Here is a 20,096-nt window from a genome sequence, read left to right on the forward strand (position 1 = left end):
TAGCGGGGCGAAGATTTGAACTTCGGATCTCCGGGTTATGAGCCCGGCGGGATGGGCCTGGCTACCCTACCCCGCTTCTTTTAACTTACTCGCAAAATAAAGAAGTAATATGTAATATATAAAGTTTATTGTTATGTGGTATAATTAAGCACAACCGTATCTATTATTTAAAAAACATCATACCAACATAAATCGCCAATATTATCAGCATCATAAGAAAAAACATCTGCTGACTTCTAACCATTTTTTTTCTCTTTTTTAAATATTCTTCTTTGCATTTCTCAGAGCAGAACACTTCCTCAGGCGGAATAGATATTCCACAATTTAAACAATGTTTATGTTTTTCCATAAAATGTCACCAAAATTACTTATTACTCATCTGGAACTATTACAGTTCCATGATGCTCACCAGTTATGGCATTTAATATTTCACCCGGAGCTCCTTCAATTACCACAGTTTTTAATTTTGCCCTATCTATAATCTTAGATGCAAGTGGGTCGATTATGGACGAAGAGCCTGCGGCTATTGATGCAGAACCTGTAATATTTAGGAGCTCTTTTGTTGTTATTTTTGTTAGTTTTTTTGCATCTTCATATTTTCTCGGGTCTTTATCATAGACTCCATCAACATTTGTAGCTATAACCAATAAATCTGCGTTAATATACTCTGCCAGTGAAGCCGCTACTGCATCTGTTGTATGTGCAGGATGAGTCCCACCCATTACAACGATTTTATTTAGATTTAAAATCAATTCTGCTTCTTTAAAGTTTTCTGGAACCTTTTTTATAACATAATTTCCAAGAGCAGACATCAAAAGCATGCTGTTCATTCTTGTGGCTAGTATTCCTATTTCATCACAAAAAGCCTCATTTGTAAATTCTCTGGCAACAGAAATGTAGTTTCTCGCAGTATTTCCGCCGCCTACTACTATGCTCAATTCATTGCCCATGTCTTTTATTTTTTTAAATACCTCAGCATATTCTTTTAACTTATCTACCGACGCTCCTTCTTTTGGCATTACAACCGAACCGCCCAATGCAAAAACTATCCTCATATTAAGACCTCTATATTAATTTGTAAATAAATATAAAAGTTAAAATTAATTTCTAAAAATTTTATAAACTAATATTATATAAATTATACACTCATAACATAAAAATAAGTATCAAATTCTGGAAAAATAATAAAAATAGAAATAAAAATTAATTAGATAGATGCAAAGTAATTACATTTTTAATGCCATTTTTACATCTTCAGCTTTTACTGTTTTTCTACCAGCATGTTTTGCTAATTCTGCGGATTCTTTTGCAATATCCATTGCAATGTCTTCTAATGCTTCAACTAATACCTTAGCTGCTTCTTCACTTACTCTTTCAGCACCTGCTTTTTTTAATATTCTTACTACTGGTGCAACTGGAAGTTCTGCCATCATATCACCTCAGGGTTTTGTATTTTTAAATTTAGAAAAAGATATATATAAATCTTTCGGAAATAATCCATATTTAATCCTACATTCATCATATATGAACTACCCATTATTTGATTACATATATTCAAGCACTGAGTCAATTAATTAATCAATAACATAATAATAACACGTCCCCCTGACCTACTCCAACGAGTGAACTCGTTGGGTTCTCGCTTACGGTAGTAAGCGAGCAACGAAATCATGAAGTGATTTCGTCTAATTTTAGTAGGGTTTAACCCTACACGGGTGGCCAAGCCCACTACCCCTATCCCCGTTTAGGAGATTCAGGGCTACCTTTTGAATTTCCAACCACTACCAGCGGTAGAGTTTTCACTAACCCTACCCATAGATACTTGGACTGGTAGCGTTACTTACTACTAATCTTCACATATTTATATTTTACTACTTACTAGCCGATATAATGTCCGCCTCTCATCCAATCTCATAAGAGATTTTACAAAACTATGTTTTGTATAACGATTAAAATCGTTGGCTTTCCCGGCGGTTTATCGTAAAGTCATGGATATATTTTTATAAATTCATGTCGGTATAATAAATAGAGCATAATATTGTGGTGATACTATTAACATTAACAAAAAATTCAATAAAAAGGAGATAATTGAGTGGGCAGTTTTTTTAATTGTGCTCTTAATAGTTTGGACCCATGTAAATGTTGTTGTGTCCAACAGCATGTATCCTGTGATGGAGAGGGGAGATTTTGTAATCGTAGAAAATGCAAATTGGGAATTCAACCCAAACGATGTTCAGGTTGGAGATATTGTTGTATATAAAGCGCACTGGCCAAACTATAGGGAAAATAATATGGAATATATGACCAAAATAGACAATAAAACATTAATTGCATTTAACGGAAATAAGGTTAAACCAGTAATACATAGAGTTATTGAAAAAATAGAACTTAATGGTAATATTTATATTATAACAAAAGGGGACAATAACCCCACTTATGACCCGGAGCTCATATCCATAAACCAGATAAAACAGAGAGTTGTGTCGATAAATGGAAAACCGCTGGTAATTCCGCATATTGGATATATCTCAATATTACTAAAAGAATACATATGGTTGGTAATATTGATAATTATAGTATGGTATGCCTACGATTATTTAAAAAAGAAAAAATAAGTAGAGAAAACAACATTAGGAATAATAAAAAGAAAATAAAAAGAAAAAATTTAAATAATCTCTTTAAAGTATTTTAACAATGAAGGTGCTTTTCTTACTGCCTTAAATGCTATCTTTTTTACATCTACTTCTTCTAACTTTTCATCCATTGCATCAGCAAGTGCATTTAATTCCTTTTCAGTTAATTTTTGAAGAACATTTTTATATTTGAGCTCCGCCATTAAGATATCATAATATTTTTCCTTCCATTTATTTTCGTATTCAATTAATGCGTCTTTGGAATAATTATTATTTTTAATACTTTTTGCCGCCACTTCACCAGCCATGGAACCACAACTCATGGATAAATAGATTCCTCCACCAGACAATGGACTTATCTGTCCTGCGGCATCTCCAACAACCATAATATTATCATCCACAGTTTTTTCTATTGGTCCTCCAACAGGAGCTCCCCCACATTTAAATTCGATTGGAGTAGCATCTTTTAATCTTCCTTCCAATATAGGATGCTCTATAAATTCATTCAAATAATCTATTGCCTTTTTATTCTTGTCGATAACACCTAAACCAACATTTGCAGTATCTCCCTTAGGGAATATCCAAGCATACCCTTTTGGACATATCTCTCCAAAATAGAATTCCATCATTTCATTATCTAGCAATTTAACATTTGTCATTTCATATTCTGCACAGGAACATACCTGAGTTGGAATCTTTTTGGACTTTAAACCTGCCATTTCAGCAACAGAACTTTCAACCCCATCTGCTGCTATAACAATTTTTGCTTTTACAGTATATTCCTCTCCAAGATGATTGACCATTACGTCATATCCATCGCCGTTATGTTCCAAGCCCACAACTCTACTTTTAACTGCCACCTTTGTTCCCGCTCTTGCACTCCTTATGGCGAGATATTTGTCAAATATCTTTCTTTCCACAATATATCCGTCCGTTTTTCCTCCTTTAACCTCTATTTTTTTACCATTTGGAGCTATTAAATATCCTCCTTTTATGTAGTTTCTCACAAACTGCGGGTCCGGCGATATTCCAAAATCTTCCAACCTCGGAACTGCCTCTGCACACCTTACGGGCTCACCAATTTCCTGAGATTTTTCAATTAAAAGTGTTTTTGCTCCATTTTTAGATGCATAATATGAAGCCATACTTCCTCCGGGTCCTGCACCAACCACAACCACATCATACTCAGCATTATTTATTAACTCTCTCATATTATTCCTCCAATGCATTTAATGGACATACTATCATGCACGATTTGCAGCTATTACATTTTTCAGCATCTATAACAATTGTATTTTCTATCAACTCTATTGCGAGCTTATTGCACACTCCTACACAGGCTCCACAATATCCACATTTTTCATGATTCACTTTCATAACTATCACTTTGATAATTAAATACACATATAAAAATAGCTATTATTTCTTGTATTAAATTATATTTATAGATATTTAACATAATTTTTTATTATGTTATGATATTATATATTATTTAAAAAAGATATATCCTATTTTTATTAAAATTCTATATTCTGGTTATTTGCCAATCGCGGAACCATAGCCATTAACACTGCATTTTCACATAAATCCATTCGGTTAATACCGCCATTGGTTAAATATCCAATTATTCCTTCTTTCTTTCCTATATTTTTTACATTATATATTTTTTCAGCCACAACCCCACATTCCTCTCCATGTTTCATTTCTTTAACGAGCTCCGCTGGCACTTGAAATCCCTGCGAAGTTCCAATGGTATAATTCAATCCATCAAAAATGGCACAAACATGAACATCTAAATATTTTCCACCGATTTCAACAAGACCTGCCTCTATACCAATTCCATACAGTGAAGGTTTAGCCTCAAATGCATATTTTGCCCTATTTATGGCTCCTTTGGCTGTCTCATCAAATCCTATTGGCTGTTTTGATACTCCACTATCGGCATCAACCCCCACCACAAGAACACTTCCTATTGTTTTTTCCATTGCCAACTCAACAGCCTTAACTTTAACAGGATTTTCACTTCCAACAGAAACCACTCTTAATTTATGCCCTGCTGGACCTCCTCTTAATAATTTTGCCTTCTCAACACATTCTTCACTACCACACACAAAACTTCCAAAAAGGTAGGTTATTGCAGGAGCTCCGCATATATCACATTTTTTATTTTCAAACATCTTTACCACTTATTTAATTTATTATTATCATTAAGTTATTATTTATTTTATTAATTTATTTGTTATCCACTACTACTTCCACACCATATCTTATTACATTGTTTTTTCTTAAATATGTCCTATATTCTGCAATTTTATAGGGCATCTCCATTATATTTTTTGAATAATTAGAATCCATTGTAAGAGTATTTAAAAAACTTCTTAAATCATTTGGCGATTTTATATCGTATATATTCTCTGCACCGCTTGAAATTACAACGGGAGTATCGTATTTTTTTGCGAGAAATAGGTTTCTTCTAAATGCCCATAAAATTCTTGCCCTCTCGTAATATTTCTTTTCCAATAAACTCTTAAAATTCAGTTCAATTGCTACCCTGTGGGAGCTCCCCAATCTTGCAAGCACATGGTCAATACCATTGTCTCTTCTGTTTAGTTCTGGCGTGGATAAAATATCCACATCGTGCATTTCTAATGCCTTTCTACTAATTTTTATAACTCCACCTTCCACAAGTATAATATCCACTTTATTCCTATACTTTTTAACAACCTTTGATAACTCCTTTGAAGATTTTGATGGTATTTTTATTCCAGAATATATTCTTAAACCGTGTTTTTCACCATACTCCTTAACACATTCTAATTTTTCATTGTCATATCCATCATGATGCTGAACAGCAACTGAACCATACCATCCCAACTCTTTAAGTAGTTTAATGCCTTCTTCATCAAATATGTGATTGATATCTACGGGTTTAGTTATCATAATATCCTCTTCAAAACTGATGGAAAAATAAAATATAAAATAAATGAAAATAAAAAAGGAAGGATAATTTAATATATATTATATGTTTAAAAGCCATTAAAGCCATTTAAAATAAATATTCATGATTTATATAGTCTCCGAAATTCTAGATGTCGTATGCCCACCTATAAATCTGATATTAATACTTCATCCTATCTTGGGGAGTTCTCACTTCCTCAATTATTCTTTTTCCTGCGGCAACTTCATCTATACTATGTATTACACCGTTCATTGATTCTATTATTTCTTTTATTGGCTCATACTGTAAATCCATCCCTTCAATGGTAATTTTAATATTTTCTGTGGATTTATCTATTTCATAAACGGTAATATTTACACCATCTACTTCATTTAATGCACACAATTTTACCGCTAAATCCGTTAATTTGGGCTCATGTGTTTTTAAAACGTCCAACACTATTCTTCTTAGTCCCGGCAATTTCTACTCCTCCAATTCAGTTATATATTATTTATTAATAAAGTATTTAATTTGATATATATAGTTAATGCAAACTATAAATTAATTTTTAAACATCGATTGGTAAGTAATAATTATACCTTAAAAAGGGAATGGAGAATTATTTGTTATTAATCTCCTTTTAACATTCCAATTTTAGCAAGTAATGCACTGAGCTGTATTCTTTCATTTGCCCCTTCCACTATTCTAAAATCACATTCTCCAATTGCTTCAACGAGAGATACCTTTTTTCTTTCTTCAATATCTAAATTAGGAATCTCCCTAAACATCTGTAATAGTATGTCTTCTCCACTCATTCCCCAATCAATCATTAAGTTATATAGGAGCTCTCTTGCTTCAATGAATTTGTTGTTTAGTGCGAGCTCTACCATTTTTATAATCTCATCTGGTCGTGCCTTTGATGATACTTTATAAACTACTTCATCATCGATATTTTTTGAAACTGTTGCAGCGGTTTGCAATACGTTTATAGCCTTTCTTAAATCCCCTTCTGATACATAGATTATTGCATCAATACCGCTATCATCAATGGTAATATTTTCATTTTCTGCAATTTCTTTAAGTTTTTTTATAATATCTTCCCGTTTCAGTGGTGAAAACCTAAATATAGCACATCTTGATTGTATCGGAGGAATAATACGGCTTGGAAAGTTGCAACTAAGGATAAATCGGCATATATCGGAGTATTTCTCCATAGTTCGCCTTAATGCGTTTTGAGCATCGCTTGTAAGGGCATCGCTTTCATCCAAAAATATTATCTTAAATGGTGCATCCCCAATTGGCTTTGTTCGTGCAAAATCCTTTACCTTTGTTCTTATTACATCAATACCTCTTTCATCCGAACTGTTTAATTCTAAAATATTGTCTCTCCAATTTTCACCAAATAAATCCCTTGCAAGACATAATGCCGCAGTCGTCTTTCCAACGCCGGGCGGACCGCTAAATAGCATATGCGGCATGGATTTCTTTTTTACATAGTTTTTAAGCCTTTTTATAATTTCATCATGCCCTGTAATTTCATCCAATGTTTTTGGACGGTATTTTTCTACCCATGGTTTTTCCATATTTTCACCAAATGGTTATTATAGATTATAATATTATTTTACCATTATTGGAATGCATACTTTAAAACTTCACCAAATCTTGATTTTACAACAGTTCTTTTTCCCAAAACTTTTGCATGAGCATCCAATTCAATAATGCCATAGTCATAAACTTCCTTTATTGGATGATATAATCTTGGACCGTCGCTTATGCCAATAGTTATTACATCTTTATTTATTTCTTTCAACTCTTCGATAGGAAGTGCATGGGGAACTCCTGAAACTACAACAATATCGGGATTGATTTCCTTCAAAATATCGACAGCTTTTCTCCCAGTAACTGGATATTCATCCAATCCACCAGTGATGTAATCAATTGTTATATTATTTTTTGAATATTCATTTAATATATTTTCTGCATCTTTTCTAATTTTTTCAAATCCTATGTTTTTATCTAAATTTGCTATATTTATAACATCATTTTTATTATTATGTTTATTAATCTCAATTAATGGGTGAGCAAATAAGTATGCAGTTTCTTTTTTTGCATTTAAAACGCAGGCGATTTTTAAATCTTTATCCGCAGTTATTAAATTTATTACCTCATCTAAATCATCTTCGTAGGTTGGTTTTAGATATCTACTTTTAGCCATACCTCTGGTTTTTTCAACCTCGGTGGCTTTTACAAGCATTTCTTTCTGCCTATTAAATTCTTTTTCATCAATTATCCCTAAACTTAAACAGCTCTCCATGGTTTTAATAGCTCCAATGGTGTTGTCATTCATTCCGCTATGAACTTCAACTGGAATAATCACAACATCCTCATGACTCTCATAATCATCAACTGGGGCGTATAAATCTTCCCCAATTATCATACTCGGGCACGTCCCAACAATACCTATAACATATTTATTTTTTTCCGCCTTGTTTTTCTTTAAATAATCTATTACCTCCTTTATTGCATTGCTTAATTTTTCCTGAGCTCCGAATATAAAATCATTCTCATCCATTGCTGTAGTAAAAACTCTTACTCCGTCTAGTTCTAAAAGTCTTGCAGTTCTAAAACAACAACCGCTTGGTCCGTGCATGATTATAGCATCAACGCCTATATCTCTTAATTGATACATAGATGCTGCTATTGGTGATGGTCTTGGGTGCATTATCATTTTATCATCCTTTTAATCTTTCTTAGAAATAACTAAAATAAAAATAAAATAAATAATGATTAAATCACATTATGGCTTTAATCCGCCATATAATAGTGATTCTGTTTCATCAAATCCGGCCATTAAATTCATATTATGAACTGCCTGACCACTTGCCCCTTTTACAAGGTTGTCTATTGCTGAAACTACAACAAGTCTGCCGTGCCTATCCACTTCAAATCCTCCAATGTCGCAGAAGTTTGAACCTCTAACTCCTGTCAATGTAGGAGCTCCCTCATCAAATATTCTTACAAATGGTTCATTTTTATAGAATTTTTCATAAATGTCGATTATCTGTTCCCTGCTAACATCCTCTTTTAAAAATGTGTGTGCAGTTGTTAATATCCCCCTAGTAATTGGTGCAAGATGTGGTGTAAATGACAATTTTATGTTTTTGTTGGTTAGTTTTTCCAGTTCTTTCTCTATTTCTGGGCTGTGCCTGTGAGTTGTTATTTTATAAGGGCTTATGTTCTCATTTACATTTGGAAAATGGGTAGTTTCTGATGGATTAACCCCTGCACCGCTCACACCAGTTTTTGAATCAACAATTATCCTATTTTCTATCAAATCCTCCTTTACAAGTGGGGCTAATGCTAAAATTGAGCCAGTTGGGAAGCATCCAGGGTTTGCTACAAGTTTTGCTTTTTTAATGTCTTCCCTGTGGAGCTCAGGTAATCCATATACTGCATCAAGTTTTCCCGTATGTTCTAAATTATACCACTCCTCGTATGTGGCAATATCTTCAAATCTGTAATCTCCACTTAAATCAATAATCTTCATACCTTTTTCATACAATTCGGGCACTATTTTCATTGAAGCACCGTGTGGTGTTGCACAAAATACAAAATCGGAATCAATATCCTCAGGAGGGATATTCTTAAATGTCATATTATCAAGGTTTTTGATACATTTCAAATTTGGATGTAGTTTTGTTATTTTTACACCATCCATTTTTCGTGAAGTGATATATTTTATTTCAACTTCTGGATGATTTGAAAGTATTCTTAATAATTCGCTCCCTGTGTATCCTGTTCCACCAATTATTGAAACTGTTATCATTTAATCACCATACTGTTCATTATTTTTTATCTTTTATTTCCCTTATTAAATCAATTACACATTTAACTTTTTTATTTTTTATAATTATACTATCGGATGTTGTCACTACCTCTTTATTCATTAATATGTAATCGCAATTTTTCACACAAAAAACTTTACCATCGATATTATATTTTTCCATCAAATTTCTTATTTTTTTGGAGAACTCCCCACTTTTTGACACTTGGGCATCAAAATAAAATATTGGTTTTATATCATACTTTTTAAATAATCCCATCAACAAATTTAGAGCTCTTTCAGTATCTGAGTTAATTTTGTAATTTCCGTAAATTCCCATAAAATCCCTGTAAATTCCATCATCGCATAAAACTACATTATTTTTTAAAAGTGCTTCAATTCCAATTAATACATTATATCCATCAATATTTAGCTCCTTATTCGATAATTTTTCAATATCTATTAATTTATTTTTTACGATAAACCGCCGGGAAAGCCAACGACTTCAGTCGTTATACAAAACATAGTTTTGTAAAATCTCTTACGAGATTGGATGAGAGGCGGACATTATATCGGCTAGTAAGTAGTAAAATATAAATATATGAAGATTAGTAGTAAGTAACGCTACCAGTCCAAGTATCTATGGGTAGGGTTAGTGAAAACTCTACCGCTGGTAGTGGTTGGAAGTGCATAGCGTAGCCCTGAACCCATTAATGGGTAGGGGTAGTGGGCTTGGCCACCCGTGTAGGGTTAAACCCTACTAAAATTAGACGAAATCACTTCGTGATTTCGTTGCTCGCTTACTACCGTAAGCGAGAACCCAACGAGTTCACTCGTTGGAGTAGGTCAGAGACAACATTCAAAGCATAATCCTTTTTATATCCTCTGTTTATCAAATATCTAAAATCCTTTTTAGCATCCTTTATTTTTACGCTAATTTCTTTATTTAGTTTAGCACCTATTTTTTCGTTTATTTCTTTATGGGACATATTTCCTCACATTCTTTACAAAATATACAAGAATATATATCAACTTTAATTATGCAGGACTTTACATAATCAACCGGAGAAACTATTGCATGCATTGGACAAAAATCCATACAAACTAAACAATTTTCACATTTTTTAGAATCTATTGAAATTCTATCATATCCTTCTTCAATATAGATTGCCTTTTTAGGACATTTTGGAATACATAATCCACAATTATTGCATTCTTTTGTAATAATTGGAGTTTCAGGCATTGGAATTTCATTTTTTATAACTGGTATGGCACATACCAATGCACAGTATCCACATTTTATACATTTATCCTTATCAATTGTAAATCTATCCAATAAAATGGCATTGTTGGGGCAAGCCTCAACACAAGCCCCACAATGGGAACAGATTATATTTCTAAATTTAAAAATCCTTATAGCACTTGTTGGACATACTTCGGCACACAAACCGCAAGCTATACATTCATTTAAAATTGGCTTTTCTGTTCTTTTAGATTCTTGAAATTCATCTTTTTTAAATACATTTTTAAAAATCTTTTTTAATAGGTTTCCTTTATTTAGCACCCTATTTATCCCATTATGTTCCATATTTTCGCTCTTTATGTTTTAACATGCATATTTGCCAATTACATTTAAAACTATTTTAGATATATTTAAATATACAAATACATATTTATAAAATAAAACGCCCTGGCCGGGATTTGAACCCGAGTCACAGGAGTGACAGTCCTGTATGATAGGCCGAGCTACACCACCAGGGCAAATGTATAAAAAAAGGCTGACGGCGTCACCCTGTTCCCACCGAAAGGCAGTACTTAGGGTATCGCTGGAGGGCTTAATTTCCGAGATCGGAACGGGATCGGATGTGGCACCTCCGCTATGACCGTCATGCCAAAAATGTTAATCGTAGCGGGCCCGAAGGGATTCGAACCCTCGACCGCCTGGTTAAAAGCCAGGCGCTCTACCAGACTAAGCTACGGGCCCAACAATTTCTATATAATCAATATAATTAATAAAACGCCCTGGCCGGGATTTGAACCCGAGTCACAGGAGTGACAGTCCTGTATGATAGGCCGAGCTACACCACCAGGGCAAATGTATAAAAAAAGGCTGACGGCGTCACCCTGTTCCCACCGAAAGGCAGTACTTAGGGTATCGCTGGAGGGCTTAATTTCCGAGATCGGAACGGGATCGGATGTGGCACCTCCGCTATGACCGTCATGCCAAAAATGTTAATCGTAGCGGGCCCGAAGGGATTCGAACCCTCGACCGCCTGGTTAAAAGCCAGGCGCTCTACCAGACTAAGCTACGGGCCCAATTATGTGGTCCGGCGGGCCGGATTTGAACCAGCGACATGCGGATCTACAGTCCGCCGTTCTACCACGCTGAACTACCGCCGGATAGTGATTAATTAGATAATAAGTGGTGGGCCTGCCCAGATTTGAACTGGGGTCTCAGGATCCCAAATCCCAAAGGATGGACCAGGCTACCCCACAGGCCCTATTATATATTCTGAAACATCAAGCCCCGGGGGGGATTCGAACCCCCGACCACCTGATTACAAGTCAGGCGCTCTACCAGGCTGAGCCACCGAGGCATTTTGTTTGCAAACTGAATAATACCCTTCTACTATATAAACCTTTCGGTTTTAATAATTTAAATTGATGAGTATATATTAAACAAATAAAAAATATGGTAAAAAATTATGATAAAATTTAATCACCTCTTTTTGCAAGGAGCTCCTTCTCAGGAATGTCTTCAATGTTGATTCCAACCATTGCCTCTCCAAGGTTTTTGCTGACTTCTGCTATTACATCAGGCTTATCGTAATTGTATGTTGCCTCAACAATTGCCTTTGCTCTTTCTTCTGGATTTCCTGATTTGAAAATACCCGAACCAACAAATACACCGTCGCATCCCATCTGCATCATCAATGCTGCATCTGCTGGTGTTGCGATACCTCCCGCTGCGAAATTAACCACTGGCAATCTTTTCAATTTTGCTACTTCATATACCAAATCTAATGGAACCTTCAATTCATTTCTTGCCATTTGGACGAGCTCCCTATCAAGACCCATTTCATAGTATCCAACAACTCTTGCAATACCTTCATTTACTGCTCTCATGTGTTTTACAGCTTCAACAACATTTCCTGTTCCCGCTTCTCCTTTTGTTCTTATCATTGCAGCTCCTTCGTCGATTCTTCTTAATGCCTCTCCAAGATTTCTCGCACCACATACAAATGGAACTTTAAATGCTTTTTTATCGATATGATTTACTTCATCAGCAGGGGTTAATACCTCACTTTCATCAATCATATCAACGCCAATTGCCTCTAAAACCTGTGCTTCAACAAAATGACCTATTCTTGCCTTAGCCATCACAGGAATTGACACAGCATCTTTTATTTCCAATATCATTTCAGGGTCTGACATTCTTGCTACTCCACCCTGAGCTCTTATGTCTGCTGGAACTCTTTCCAAAGCCATTACCGCAGTAGCTCCTGCATCCTCAGCAATTTGTGCCTGTTCAGCATTTGTAACGTCCATTACAACTCCGTGCTTTACCATTTTTGCAAATCCTCTTTTTAAAAGCTCTGTTCCAACTTTTTTCATAATATACCTCTTTTATTTTATATGTTATAATTTTTAATATTCATTTTAATTATTTTTTATATATTTAACATTATCGAAATTAATCTATTAATTTATTAATTACTAATTTTATAATTCTATGATAATACACTCCGCCCTATTCTTCAATATGCCATCCCTCCTCTCCAATTAATGGAACAAATGCAACCTCCCCTAAATTTTTCTTTATTAATGATTTACCTCTTTTTTCCAGTAGAATTAAATTTTGAATATACTGCCCAACAGGAGCTACAATTTTTCCCCCATCCTTTAACTGTTCAATTAATGGTTTTGGAATATCCGGACCTGCTGCGGTTATATATATTCTATCATATGGTGCAAGGGGTTCATACCCCAATGTTCCATCTCCACAAATCACTATTACATTATCATAACCTAATTCCCTCAATACAGTTTCGGCTTTTTCAGCCAGTTTTGGAACTCTCTCTATTGTGATTACCTGCCCGTTTTTTCCAACAATTTCGGCTACAACTGCGGCATGATAACCAGAACCTGTTCCAACTTCAAGAACCTTATGACCTTCTTTTAAATCAAGAGCTCCGCACATCATAGCCACCATGTGAATGGCTGAAATTGTCTGACCATAACCAATGTTTAAGGGTGTGTCAATATATGCGTAATCCCTGAGCTCCTCTGGAACAAACTTATCCCTCGGGACTTTTAAAAGAGCCTCAGCTACCTTTTTATCTTTTATATATCCTTCCCTCTCCAATCTTTCCACAACTGGAATCATTTCCATTATCATAATTTCACCTCATATCCCTTTACTTCTTTCCCCTCATGGCGATATATGCTCCCACGCACACCATAAATGAAATCATGGCAGAAAACTTATACATATTGGACAATCCTACATAATCTGCAACAAATCCAAGAACTACCGCACCAATAAACATTCCAATGTTTAAGCTGGTGGTGAAAAATCCCATCGCTCCTCCCTTTTTATGATGGGGAATCTCTTTCATAGCTAGGGCATTTATAGCAGGAACATACATGGCACCTCCAAGAGCCATAATTATCAAAGATAGGAACATATTTATGAATGAATGAGATATAGAAAGCCCATAAACCCCCAGAGCTCCGATAATCAAACCTATGTATATTATAGGATTTCCCAATTTATCATAAATTTTTCCAAATTTTCTTTGAAGAGCTCCCATAACTAAGTTAGTAGATGCTATCAAAAACCCTACATAAGCCACTCCAATGTTGTAATTCGAAGCATAAACTGCCAAATAACCTATTATACCCGCAGTAATTGCCATGTAAGATGTATTTATAATATAGGATATTAAAAAATATTTATTCTCCAAAAACTCGAAAGATATTAACTCTTTATTGGAACTATTTCCCTTAACTACGCAATCCGAAATGTATTCATATTTTCCATCCTTATTAACTACCACATTTTTTAATTTAAAATAGCTCACTAAAAATGCAAGAAATGCCAGAGCTCCGCAAAAATAAAATGGTGTTCTTATGCCATACCACTCTGCAAGAAATCCCCCAATAAGTGGTCCCATGGCAAATCCCAGCCCAATTGCCGAGCCAAAAATACCCATATATTCCCCAAGTTTTTCCCTTGGAGCTATGGTTGCAACATATGCACCAGCAACAGGAGTAATAAAAGAAGAAAATGCCCCATTAAATATTCTCACAAATAACAGTCCAATAACTGAGCTCACAAAGGCATACATTAATGTGAAAACACCACAAAAAAATGTTCCTATTAAAATGAATATTTTTTTACCGTATTTATCGGATAAACTTCCAATAGGAATTTGAGCAATGGTTCTTGCAATTGCAAAAGAACCAAAAATAAGCCCTATTTCAAAATTTGATGCCCCCAATTCCTTGGCATAAATTGACATAAGCGGAGCTATCAAACCAATTCCAAGCATTGTTATAAATGTTGTAATCCATAATATTATTACAATTTCCATTGGATTTACATTACTATTGTCTTTTATATTATTATGTCTATTATCGCTCATTATTTGCCCATATATTAATTTTTTATTTTATTATTATTTTCTATTGAATGTAGGGAGTTATTTTATTTTATCCAGTTATCCAGCGTTAATTTAGGCTCATACCATCTTATCTTTGGTGGGGTCTTCATTATTTTTCCATACTCTCCGCCACCACCGGGATAGATATATATTTTGTTTCTTCTGAATAAATCAATTGTTTTCCCAACCTTTTCATTTATTTTTGTTAAATCTGGTATATCAACATTTGTAAGAATATTAATTTCATCATAGTATAAGTCAATATACTCCTGCCAAAGTGATTCTACCGCCTTTGTTCCTATGTTTTTGCCAATTGAAAGGGATATAATTTGAGATAGTGGAATTATTTTATAATACGGTGGTCTAAAATCTGGATGAACGATTTTTTTATCCTTTGATAGCTCCAAAGTTCTGTCATACACACCTTTTTTAATCCTTCCACCGCATTCAGCACATTTGAAGTTCAATTTTTCAGCATCTTCAATATGGTATCTTAAATGGCAGTTTGAACATGCCGTTAAATGATACTTTCCAAGTGCCGGGTCAAGACCGTAGTTTGCAACGATTTTATTGTTTTTTAGGGCTTTTTTTATTTCTTCAAAATTTTCTTCAATATTTCCGAGATTGCCTATTTCAATCTGGTTAAATTCCCTTCCTAATCTATGGGGGTGGAATGAATGGGCATCAGAATTACTTAAAAATGGAATATCTCTGAGCTCATCCACCATGTCCCCCATGTCAGTATCTGCGGATAAACCGAGCTCTACAAAATCCGGCTTTTTTCCGTAGCAATCGTATATTGAATTGAACGATTTATATATGCTTGTGTATGGTGTAAAAGCATGTGCTGGTCCAATGAGTCCCCCAATTTCTTTAATAATTTCAAATAGTTCTTTACCACTTAAAACAACTCTTGGTCTTCCCTCTGTGTCAATGTTTTTGGAATATTTTTTTAAGGTATCCCTTAGTTCCTCAACTTTTGAAATACTTGGCAAAAAAACAAGATGATGAACACGGTTTTTATCTTCTATTTCAGTGGTTAAAAGCAAATGGTTGCTGTCATTGTATTTTTTAATCTCTTCCAAGTATTTTGGATGAAGGCAGTCCCCAGTTCCAATAATATCTAGTCCCTTTAATTTCCCGTATTTTATTATATGCTCAATATCCATATACTTTGATGTCCCCTTTGCAAATCTTGAATGAATGTGTAAATCTGCGTTTATAATCACAATATCACCATTAAATTAAGAAAATTGTAAATTTAACTAAAAACACTAAAATAGAAATAAAAATAAAATAAAAAATTATTCAAGCTCCTTTAAAAATGAAGCTATCTTTTGAACTACAACCTTTGCCTCTTCCTCATTTTTTGGATATATTAAGTTTAATCTTGGTATTTCCCTTCTTCTTATAAGGTATTTTGAGAGCTCATTTGTTCTCGCACATCCGACGCATCCAAAGGCAATAGGTGCCTCATTCATAATAATTGCAGCGTCTGCCTCTTCAATCAACGGACCTATTAAAGACATTCTCCCCCTTACTCCAGAAGGAACCTCAATTGCAGCATATCTGAGTCCTTTTTTAGGGTCTTCATCAGTCATATTTAAAGGTGGGCTGTCAATTTCCGCAGTCCTTACTTTTTCGCCGATTACATTGTTTAACATTAATGGTTTGTGCCCAAATCTTTCCACTAAATCTCCCAATATAAGACTGTTTGGCGGGTAAATAAATACTTTTTTCACACTATCACCGTAATATTTATTGATTATCAATATTTTAAACTACCATTAGTTTATTTTATTTTTTATGCCTTTTACATTTTACATTTTCGGATATGCATCATCAGGCAGGAATTTGGACAATTCAGGTCGTCTTGAAAGGGATAAAATTTCTTCGAACATTCCCGCAGTTATATCAACAGCACCTATTGCCCCTAAAATCTCATCACCATCTTTTATTGGAACTACTATTACTGGAAGTCCTGCATAAGGCCCCATTGTAGCACTTACTCTTAATGTTTCTCCCAATTCAATGGCGAGCTTCAAGACATAGCCCTCATAGTTATCATCTACGAGCTCTCCTTTTTCAATTCTTACTCCAGGTTTTTCCTTAGACCGCATAGCTATTGGAACTTTATTTACCAATAAATGCACGGCATAGGCGATTGGTAGAATATCATTGGCGTCCCCTTTTTTTAAAACTTCTTTTAACATACTTTCACCTTCTTTTTAGTAATTATATTTATACTATAAATTAATATTTAAAAATTAGGTATTGGTGAAATATATAAATAAAAATTACATAATAAGAACTGAAATATGTATGAACATAAACATGCGAGATGGAAAATAACAATTTAATTGGTGATATCATGAAGGTTTTATTGGTAGGTGGAGGAGCTCGGGAACATGCCATTGCAAGAGCTCTGAAAAAAAATGAGTCTGTAAAACTATACACTCTCATGAAGAACAAAAACCCGGGAATATTCAGAATCTCAGAAAAAGTTTCATTAAACAGTGAAACAGATTTGGATGCAGTGAAGAAATTTGCAGAAGAGGTAAAGCCTGATTTGGCAGTGATTGGTCCAGAAGCTCCTTTGGGCGTTGGGGTTGCGGACATGCTTTGTGAGATGGGCATACCAACAGCAGGACCTAAAAAACTCCCAGCACAAATTGAAACAAGCAAAGAGTTCATGAGAAATCTCTTTAAAAAATACAGCATAAAAGGTTCATTAAAATACGGTGCATTTAACAGCTACGATGGAGTAGAGGAGTTTATCGATGAAATGACAAATTTAGGAATGGATGTTGTTGTTAAACCTGTTGGATTAACAGGAGGAAAGGGAGTAAAGGTTGTCGGTGAGCAGTTAAAGGACAACGAAGAGGCAAAGGAATATGCAAAGGAGATATTTGAAAAAAGCATCGGCGGTGGAAAATTAATAATTGAGGAAAAACTCGTTGGTGTTGAATTCACACTCCACGGTTTTGTTGATGGAGAAACTATCGTATTCATGCCACCAGTTCAAGACCACCCTCATGCCTATGAAAATGACGAAGGTCCTATTACCGGTGGTATGGGTTCATACTCCTGCCCAGACCACAATTTGCCATTTTTAACAGAAGATGATTTGAACGAAGCAAAAGAAATAATGAAAAATACAGTGGAAGCAATTAAAAAAGAAGTAGGGGCATATCAAGGATTTTTATACGGCCAGTTCATGCTCACAGTAGATGGTCCAAAAATAATCGAATACAATGCAAGATTTGGAGACCCTGAGGCTATGAATTTGCTCCCTATATTAAAAACTGACTTTGTGGAAGTATGCAATGCAATAGCAAACGGCGAATTAAATAAATTAAACATAGAATTTGAAAACAAAGCAACAGTTTGTAAATATGTGGTTCCAGAAGGATATCCATTAAATCCAGTGAAAGATAGGGAAATATTCGTTGATGAAGATAAAATAAAGGAAACTGGTGCAGTATTGTTCTATGCTTCCATAAACGAGAAGGATGGAAAGTTGTATATCACAGGTTCAAGAAGTGCGGCGGTTGTTGGAGTAGCGGATACTATTGAAGAAGCAGAAAAAATAGCAGAAAATGCCATACAGCACATAAAGGGAGATGTATTTTATAGAAAAGACATTGGAACATTGGATTTAATAAACAAAAGAATAGAGAGAATGAAAGAACTTAGGAAATGAATGAGCTCAGAAGTGGCAACTAAAAATTTATATATATAACCCATAGGAATATACTGAATTTATGAGATACTAAACTTTATAAATAACTTATAGTATATTATTAGAAATATTAATAATAGGAATAATTACATTATAAAAAGAGTGATAAAGTAAAAGAGTGGATACGATGAAAAAGTTGGATTATGAAAAACTTTTAATGATTCCAGGACCTACAATGGTTCCAAATACAGTTTTGACATCAATGGCAAATCCAATAATAGGACACAGAACAAAAGATTATGGGGAATTGTTGGAAGATACAATAGAAAAAATGAAAAAAGTTTTCATGACAGAAAACGATGTCTATTTAATCACAGGTTCAGGAACATCAGCAATGGATATGGCTATCTCAAATACCGTTGATAAAGGGGACAAGGTATTAACAATAACAAACGGAAACTTTGGAGAGAGATTCTGCAAAATAGCTGATGTATATGGAGCAGAAGTAATTAAATTGGAAAATGAATGGGGCGACAATGCAAAACCTGAGCAAGTAAAGGAGATTTTGGAGGAAAACCCAGACATTAAAGTTGTTACTGTCGTCCATAACGAAACTTCAACAGGTGTCAAAAACCCTATTGAAGAAATAGGTAATATTGTAAAGGATTACGATGCATTGTATGTTGTAGATACAGTTTCATCACTTGGTGGGGATTATGTGGATGTAGATAAATTCAACATTGACATTTGTGTCACAGGCTCACAGAAATGTATCGCAGCTCCGCCGGGAATGGCAGCAATATCAGTAAGTGAAAAGGCATGGGATGTAATCAACGCAACAGAAACAAAATCATTCTACTTGGATATAAAAGCATACAAAAAGAGATACGAAACCAAAAAAGAAACACCATATACTCCATCAGTTTCATTAACCTACGCTATGAATGAGGCTCTCGAAATAGTGCTTGATGAAGGTCTTGAAAACAGATTTAAAAGACATGAGAAACTTGCAAAAGCCACAATAGCAGGATTGGAAGCTATGGGCATTGAGTTATTTGCAAAAGAGTGGGCAAGGTCAGTGACTGTAACCTCTGCAAAGTATCCTGAGGGAATAACAGATTCAGAATTTAGAGGATTATTAGCTAACAAATACGGCATACTCGTAGCAGGTGGTCAGGGACAGGCTAGCGGAAAAATATTCAGAGTAGGACACATGGGAGAAGCAAGAGAATATCATGTTTTAGGAACATTGGCTGCTATTGAAATGGCATTTAATGAATTGGGCCTTGATGTAGATGGAGGAGTAGATGCGGCAAAGAAAATATTGAGAATGTAAAAAATTATTTTTATTTTA

General features: G+C 34.6%; 23 protein-coding genes, 8 tRNA genes and 2 rRNA genes. 3 read left to right on the plus strand and 30 right to left on the minus strand.

From position 1 onward, the window contains the following. The 4 genes from Mjas_RS02605 to Mjas_RS02620 form a co-directional block, all read right to left on the minus strand. Positions 1 to 76: transfer RNA gene (locus Mjas_RS02605), tRNA-Met, on the minus strand. A gap of 87 nt (positions 77 to 163) precedes the next feature. Next, the gene (locus Mjas_RS02610; RefSeq protein WP_421078233.1) at positions 164 to 349 is read right to left on the minus strand and encodes a DUF2116 family Zn-ribbon domain-containing protein; all 186 of its coding nucleotides are present in this window, start codon (positions 347 to 349) and stop codon (positions 164 to 166) included. A 22-nt stretch (positions 350 to 371) separates the two neighbouring features. After that, complete coding sequence (pyrH, locus tag Mjas_RS02615) at positions 372 to 1,055, minus strand: UMP kinase (protein WP_421078234.1); 684 nt, start codon at positions 1,053 to 1,055, stop codon at positions 372 to 374. A gap of 171 nt (positions 1,056 to 1,226) precedes the next feature. Then, positions 1,227 to 1,430 carry a histone family protein gene (locus Mjas_RS02620; protein WP_013866738.1) on the minus strand — a complete coding sequence of 68 codons (204 nt, stop codon included), beginning with the start codon at positions 1,428 to 1,430 and terminating at the stop codon, positions 1,227 to 1,229. Positions 1,431 to 2,108: 678 nt separating this feature from the next. Here Mjas_RS02620 and Mjas_RS02625 point away from each other — a divergent pair. After that, entirely contained in the window at positions 2,109 to 2,615 is a 507-nt protein-coding gene (locus Mjas_RS02625; protein ID WP_421078557.1) for a signal peptidase I, read from the plus strand. Positions 2,616 to 2,665: 50 nt separating this feature from the next. Here the strand turns inward: Mjas_RS02625 and Mjas_RS02630 are convergent, their stop codons facing one another. From Mjas_RS02630 to Mjas_RS02755, 26 genes are all read right to left on the minus strand, one after another. After that, complete coding sequence (locus Mjas_RS02630) at positions 2,666 to 3,844, minus strand: NAD(P)/FAD-dependent oxidoreductase (RefSeq protein WP_421078235.1); 1,179 nt, start codon at positions 3,842 to 3,844, stop codon at positions 2,666 to 2,668. 1 nt (position 3,845) lies between these two features. After that, positions 3,846 to 4,010, minus strand: a complete 165-nt coding sequence (locus tag Mjas_RS02635) for a 4Fe-4S binding protein (RefSeq protein ID WP_421078236.1) — start codon at positions 4,008 to 4,010, stop codon at positions 3,846 to 3,848. A 140-nt stretch (positions 4,011 to 4,150) separates the two neighbouring features. Next, entirely contained in the window at positions 4,151 to 4,810 is a 660-nt protein-coding gene (gene yjjX, locus Mjas_RS02640) for an inosine/xanthosine triphosphatase (RefSeq protein WP_421078237.1), read from the minus strand. A 55-nt stretch (positions 4,811 to 4,865) separates the two neighbouring features. Beyond that, on the minus strand, positions 4,866 to 5,573 hold the full coding sequence (gene rnp3 / locus Mjas_RS02645) for a ribonuclease P protein component 3 (protein WP_421078238.1): 708 nt from the start codon (positions 5,571 to 5,573) through the stop codon (positions 4,866 to 4,868). Positions 5,574 to 5,751: 178 nt separating this feature from the next. After that, positions 5,752 to 6,051: a DUF211 domain-containing protein gene (locus Mjas_RS02650; protein ID WP_421078239.1), complete on the minus strand. Its 300-nt coding sequence runs from the start codon at positions 6,049 to 6,051 to the stop codon at positions 5,752 to 5,754. A gap of 149 nt (positions 6,052 to 6,200) precedes the next feature. After that, a complete protein-coding gene (locus Mjas_RS02655; RefSeq protein WP_421078240.1) occupies positions 6,201 to 7,154 on the minus strand; it encodes a replication factor C small subunit in 954 nt (317 codons plus the stop codon). 44 nt (positions 7,155 to 7,198) lie between these two features. Next, positions 7,199 to 8,299 (minus strand): Ni-sirohydrochlorin a,c-diamide reductive cyclase catalytic subunit, encoded by a 1,101-nt coding sequence (gene cfbD, locus Mjas_RS02660; protein ID WP_421078241.1) that lies wholly within the window; start codon positions 8,297 to 8,299, stop codon positions 7,199 to 7,201. Between the two features lie 69 nt (positions 8,300 to 8,368). Next, a complete protein-coding gene (gene argC, locus Mjas_RS02665) occupies positions 8,369 to 9,397 on the minus strand; it encodes an N-acetyl-gamma-glutamyl-phosphate reductase (protein ID WP_421078242.1) in 1,029 nt (342 codons plus the stop codon). Positions 9,398 to 9,416: 19 nt separating this feature from the next. Further along, positions 9,417 to 9,875: a DUF5616 domain-containing protein gene (locus Mjas_RS02670; RefSeq protein ID WP_421078558.1), complete on the minus strand. Its 459-nt coding sequence runs from the start codon at positions 9,873 to 9,875 to the stop codon at positions 9,417 to 9,419. A gap of 322 nt (positions 9,876 to 10,197) precedes the next feature. Beyond that, on the minus strand, positions 10,198 to 10,383 hold the full coding sequence (locus tag Mjas_RS02675) for a DUF434 domain-containing protein (protein WP_421078243.1): 186 nt from the start codon (positions 10,381 to 10,383) through the stop codon (positions 10,198 to 10,200). After that, on the minus strand, positions 10,365 to 10,982 hold the full coding sequence (locus Mjas_RS02680) for a 4Fe-4S binding protein (protein ID WP_421078244.1): 618 nt from the start codon (positions 10,980 to 10,982) through the stop codon (positions 10,365 to 10,367). Before Mjas_RS02680 ends, Mjas_RS02675 begins: the two co-directional genes overlap by 19 nt. A 98-nt stretch (positions 10,983 to 11,080) precedes the next feature. Further along, positions 11,081 to 11,155: transfer RNA gene (locus Mjas_RS02685), tRNA-Asp, on the minus strand. A 15-nt stretch (positions 11,156 to 11,170) separates the two neighbouring features. Next, positions 11,171 to 11,285: ribosomal RNA gene (gene rrf / locus Mjas_RS02690) — 5S ribosomal RNA — on the minus strand. Between the two features lie 19 nt (positions 11,286 to 11,304). Then, a tRNA-Lys gene (locus tag Mjas_RS02695) sits at positions 11,305 to 11,378 on the minus strand. Positions 11,379 to 11,412: 34 nt separating this feature from the next. After that, positions 11,413 to 11,487: transfer RNA gene (locus Mjas_RS02700), tRNA-Asp, on the minus strand. Positions 11,488 to 11,502: 15 nt separating this feature from the next. Further along, positions 11,503 to 11,617 (minus strand): 5S ribosomal RNA (gene rrf / locus Mjas_RS02705). 19 nt (positions 11,618 to 11,636) lie between these two features. After that, positions 11,637 to 11,710, minus strand: a tRNA-Lys gene (locus Mjas_RS02710). A gap of 7 nt (positions 11,711 to 11,717) precedes the next feature. After that, positions 11,718 to 11,794 (minus strand) — tRNA-Tyr (locus Mjas_RS02715). Positions 11,795 to 11,817: 23 nt separating this feature from the next. Continuing rightward, a tRNA-Pro gene (locus Mjas_RS02720) sits at positions 11,818 to 11,895 on the minus strand. 22 nt (positions 11,896 to 11,917) lie between these two features. After that, positions 11,918 to 11,991 (minus strand) — tRNA-Thr (locus Mjas_RS02725). A 118-nt stretch (positions 11,992 to 12,109) separates the two neighbouring features. Next, positions 12,110 to 13,009, minus strand: coding sequence for a pyridoxal 5'-phosphate synthase lyase subunit PdxS (pdxS, locus tag Mjas_RS02730; RefSeq protein WP_421078245.1), 900 nt, complete (start codon positions 13,007 to 13,009; stop codon positions 12,110 to 12,112). 136 nt (positions 13,010 to 13,145) lie between these two features. Next, positions 13,146 to 13,793, minus strand: a complete 648-nt coding sequence (locus tag Mjas_RS02735; RefSeq protein ID WP_421078246.1) for a protein-L-isoaspartate O-methyltransferase — start codon at positions 13,791 to 13,793, stop codon at positions 13,146 to 13,148. Between the two features lie 19 nt (positions 13,794 to 13,812). Further along, positions 13,813 to 15,042, minus strand: coding sequence for an MFS transporter (locus tag Mjas_RS02740; protein WP_421078247.1), 1,230 nt, complete (start codon positions 15,040 to 15,042; stop codon positions 13,813 to 13,815). 62 nt (positions 15,043 to 15,104) lie between these two features. Continuing rightward, complete coding sequence (locus Mjas_RS02745) at positions 15,105 to 16,289, minus strand: TIGR00375 family protein (protein WP_421078248.1); 1,185 nt, start codon at positions 16,287 to 16,289, stop codon at positions 15,105 to 15,107. A 75-nt stretch (positions 16,290 to 16,364) separates the two neighbouring features. Beyond that, entirely contained in the window at positions 16,365 to 16,802 is a 438-nt protein-coding gene (locus tag Mjas_RS02750) for a methanogenesis marker 5 protein (protein WP_421078249.1), read from the minus strand. A 78-nt stretch (positions 16,803 to 16,880) separates the two neighbouring features. After that, entirely contained in the window at positions 16,881 to 17,273 is a 393-nt protein-coding gene (locus tag Mjas_RS02755) for a DUF2111 domain-containing protein (protein WP_421078250.1), read from the minus strand. Between the two features lie 158 nt (positions 17,274 to 17,431). Here Mjas_RS02755 and purD point away from each other — a divergent pair, with 158 nt between their 5' ends. Both purD and Mjas_RS02765 read left to right on the plus strand, forming a co-directional pair. Then, entirely contained in the window at positions 17,432 to 18,763 is a 1,332-nt protein-coding gene (gene purD, locus Mjas_RS02760) for a phosphoribosylamine--glycine ligase (RefSeq protein ID WP_421078251.1), read from the plus strand. A 166-nt stretch (positions 18,764 to 18,929) separates the two neighbouring features. After that, positions 18,930 to 20,078, plus strand: coding sequence for a pyridoxal-phosphate-dependent aminotransferase family protein (locus Mjas_RS02765; protein WP_421078252.1), 1,149 nt, complete (start codon positions 18,930 to 18,932; stop codon positions 20,076 to 20,078). The last annotated feature ends 18 nt before the right edge of the window (positions 20,079 to 20,096 follow it).

The sequence above is a fragment of the Methanothermococcus jasoni genome (genome assembly GCF_049075655.1).
Classification (GTDB): Archaea; AGJL01; Methanococci; order Methanococcales; family Methanococcaceae; genus Methanofervidicoccus.

Bases quoted from the DNA above. Each gene is read 5' to 3' on its own strand.
- Mjas_RS02610 (WP_421078233.1), bottom strand. From the start codon at position 349: ATGGAAAAACATAAACATTGTTTAAATTGTGGAATATCTATTCCGCCT.
- pyrH (WP_421078234.1), bottom strand. From the start codon at position 1,055: ATGAGGATAGTTTTTGCATTGGGCGGTTCGGTTGTAATGCCAAAAGAA.
- Mjas_RS02620 (WP_013866738.1), bottom strand. From the start codon at position 1,430: ATGGCAGAACTTCCAGTTGCACCAGTAGTAAGAATATTAAAAAAAGCA.
- Mjas_RS02630 (WP_421078235.1), bottom strand. From the start codon at position 3,844: ATGAGAGAGTTAATAAATAATGCTGAGTATGATGTGGTTGTGGTTGGT.
- Mjas_RS02635 (WP_421078236.1), bottom strand. From the start codon at position 4,010: ATGAAAGTGAATCATGAAAAATGTGGATATTGTGGAGCCTGTGTAGGA.
- yjjX (WP_421078237.1), bottom strand. From the start codon at position 4,810: ATGTTTGAAAATAAAAAATGTGATATATGCGGAGCTCCTGCAATAACC.
- rnp3 (WP_421078238.1), bottom strand. From the start codon at position 5,573: ATGATAACTAAACCCGTAGATATCAATCACATATTTGATGAAGAAGGC.
- Mjas_RS02655 (WP_421078240.1), bottom strand. From the start codon at position 7,154: ATGGAAAAACCATGGGTAGAAAAATACCGTCCAAAAACATTGGATGAA.
- cfbD (WP_421078241.1), bottom strand. From the start codon at position 8,299: ATGATAATGCACCCAAGACCATCACCAATAGCAGCATCTATGTATCAA.
- argC (WP_421078242.1), bottom strand. From the start codon at position 9,397: ATGATAACAGTTTCAATAATTGGTGGAACAGGATACACAGGGAGCGAA.
- Mjas_RS02675 (WP_421078243.1), bottom strand. From the start codon at position 10,383: ATGTCCCATAAAGAAATAAACGAAAAAATAGGTGCTAAACTAAATAAA.
- Mjas_RS02680 (WP_421078244.1), bottom strand. From the start codon at position 10,982: ATGGAACATAATGGGATAAATAGGGTGCTAAATAAAGGAAACCTATTA.
- pdxS (WP_421078245.1), bottom strand. From the start codon at position 13,009: ATGAAAAAAGTTGGAACAGAGCTTTTAAAAAGAGGATTTGCAAAAATG.
- Mjas_RS02735 (WP_421078246.1), bottom strand. From the start codon at position 13,793: ATGATAATGGAAATGATTCCAGTTGTGGAAAGATTGGAGAGGGAAGGA.
- Mjas_RS02740 (WP_421078247.1), bottom strand. From the start codon at position 15,042: ATGAGCGATAATAGACATAATAATATAAAAGACAATAGTAATGTAAAT.
- Mjas_RS02755 (WP_421078250.1), bottom strand. From the start codon at position 17,273: ATGTTAAAAGAAGTTTTAAAAAAAGGGGACGCCAATGATATTCTACCA.
- purD (WP_421078251.1), top strand. From the start codon at position 17,432: ATGAAGGTTTTATTGGTAGGTGGAGGAGCTCGGGAACATGCCATTGCA.
- Mjas_RS02765 (WP_421078252.1), top strand. From the start codon at position 18,930: ATGAAAAAGTTGGATTATGAAAAACTTTTAATGATTCCAGGACCTACA.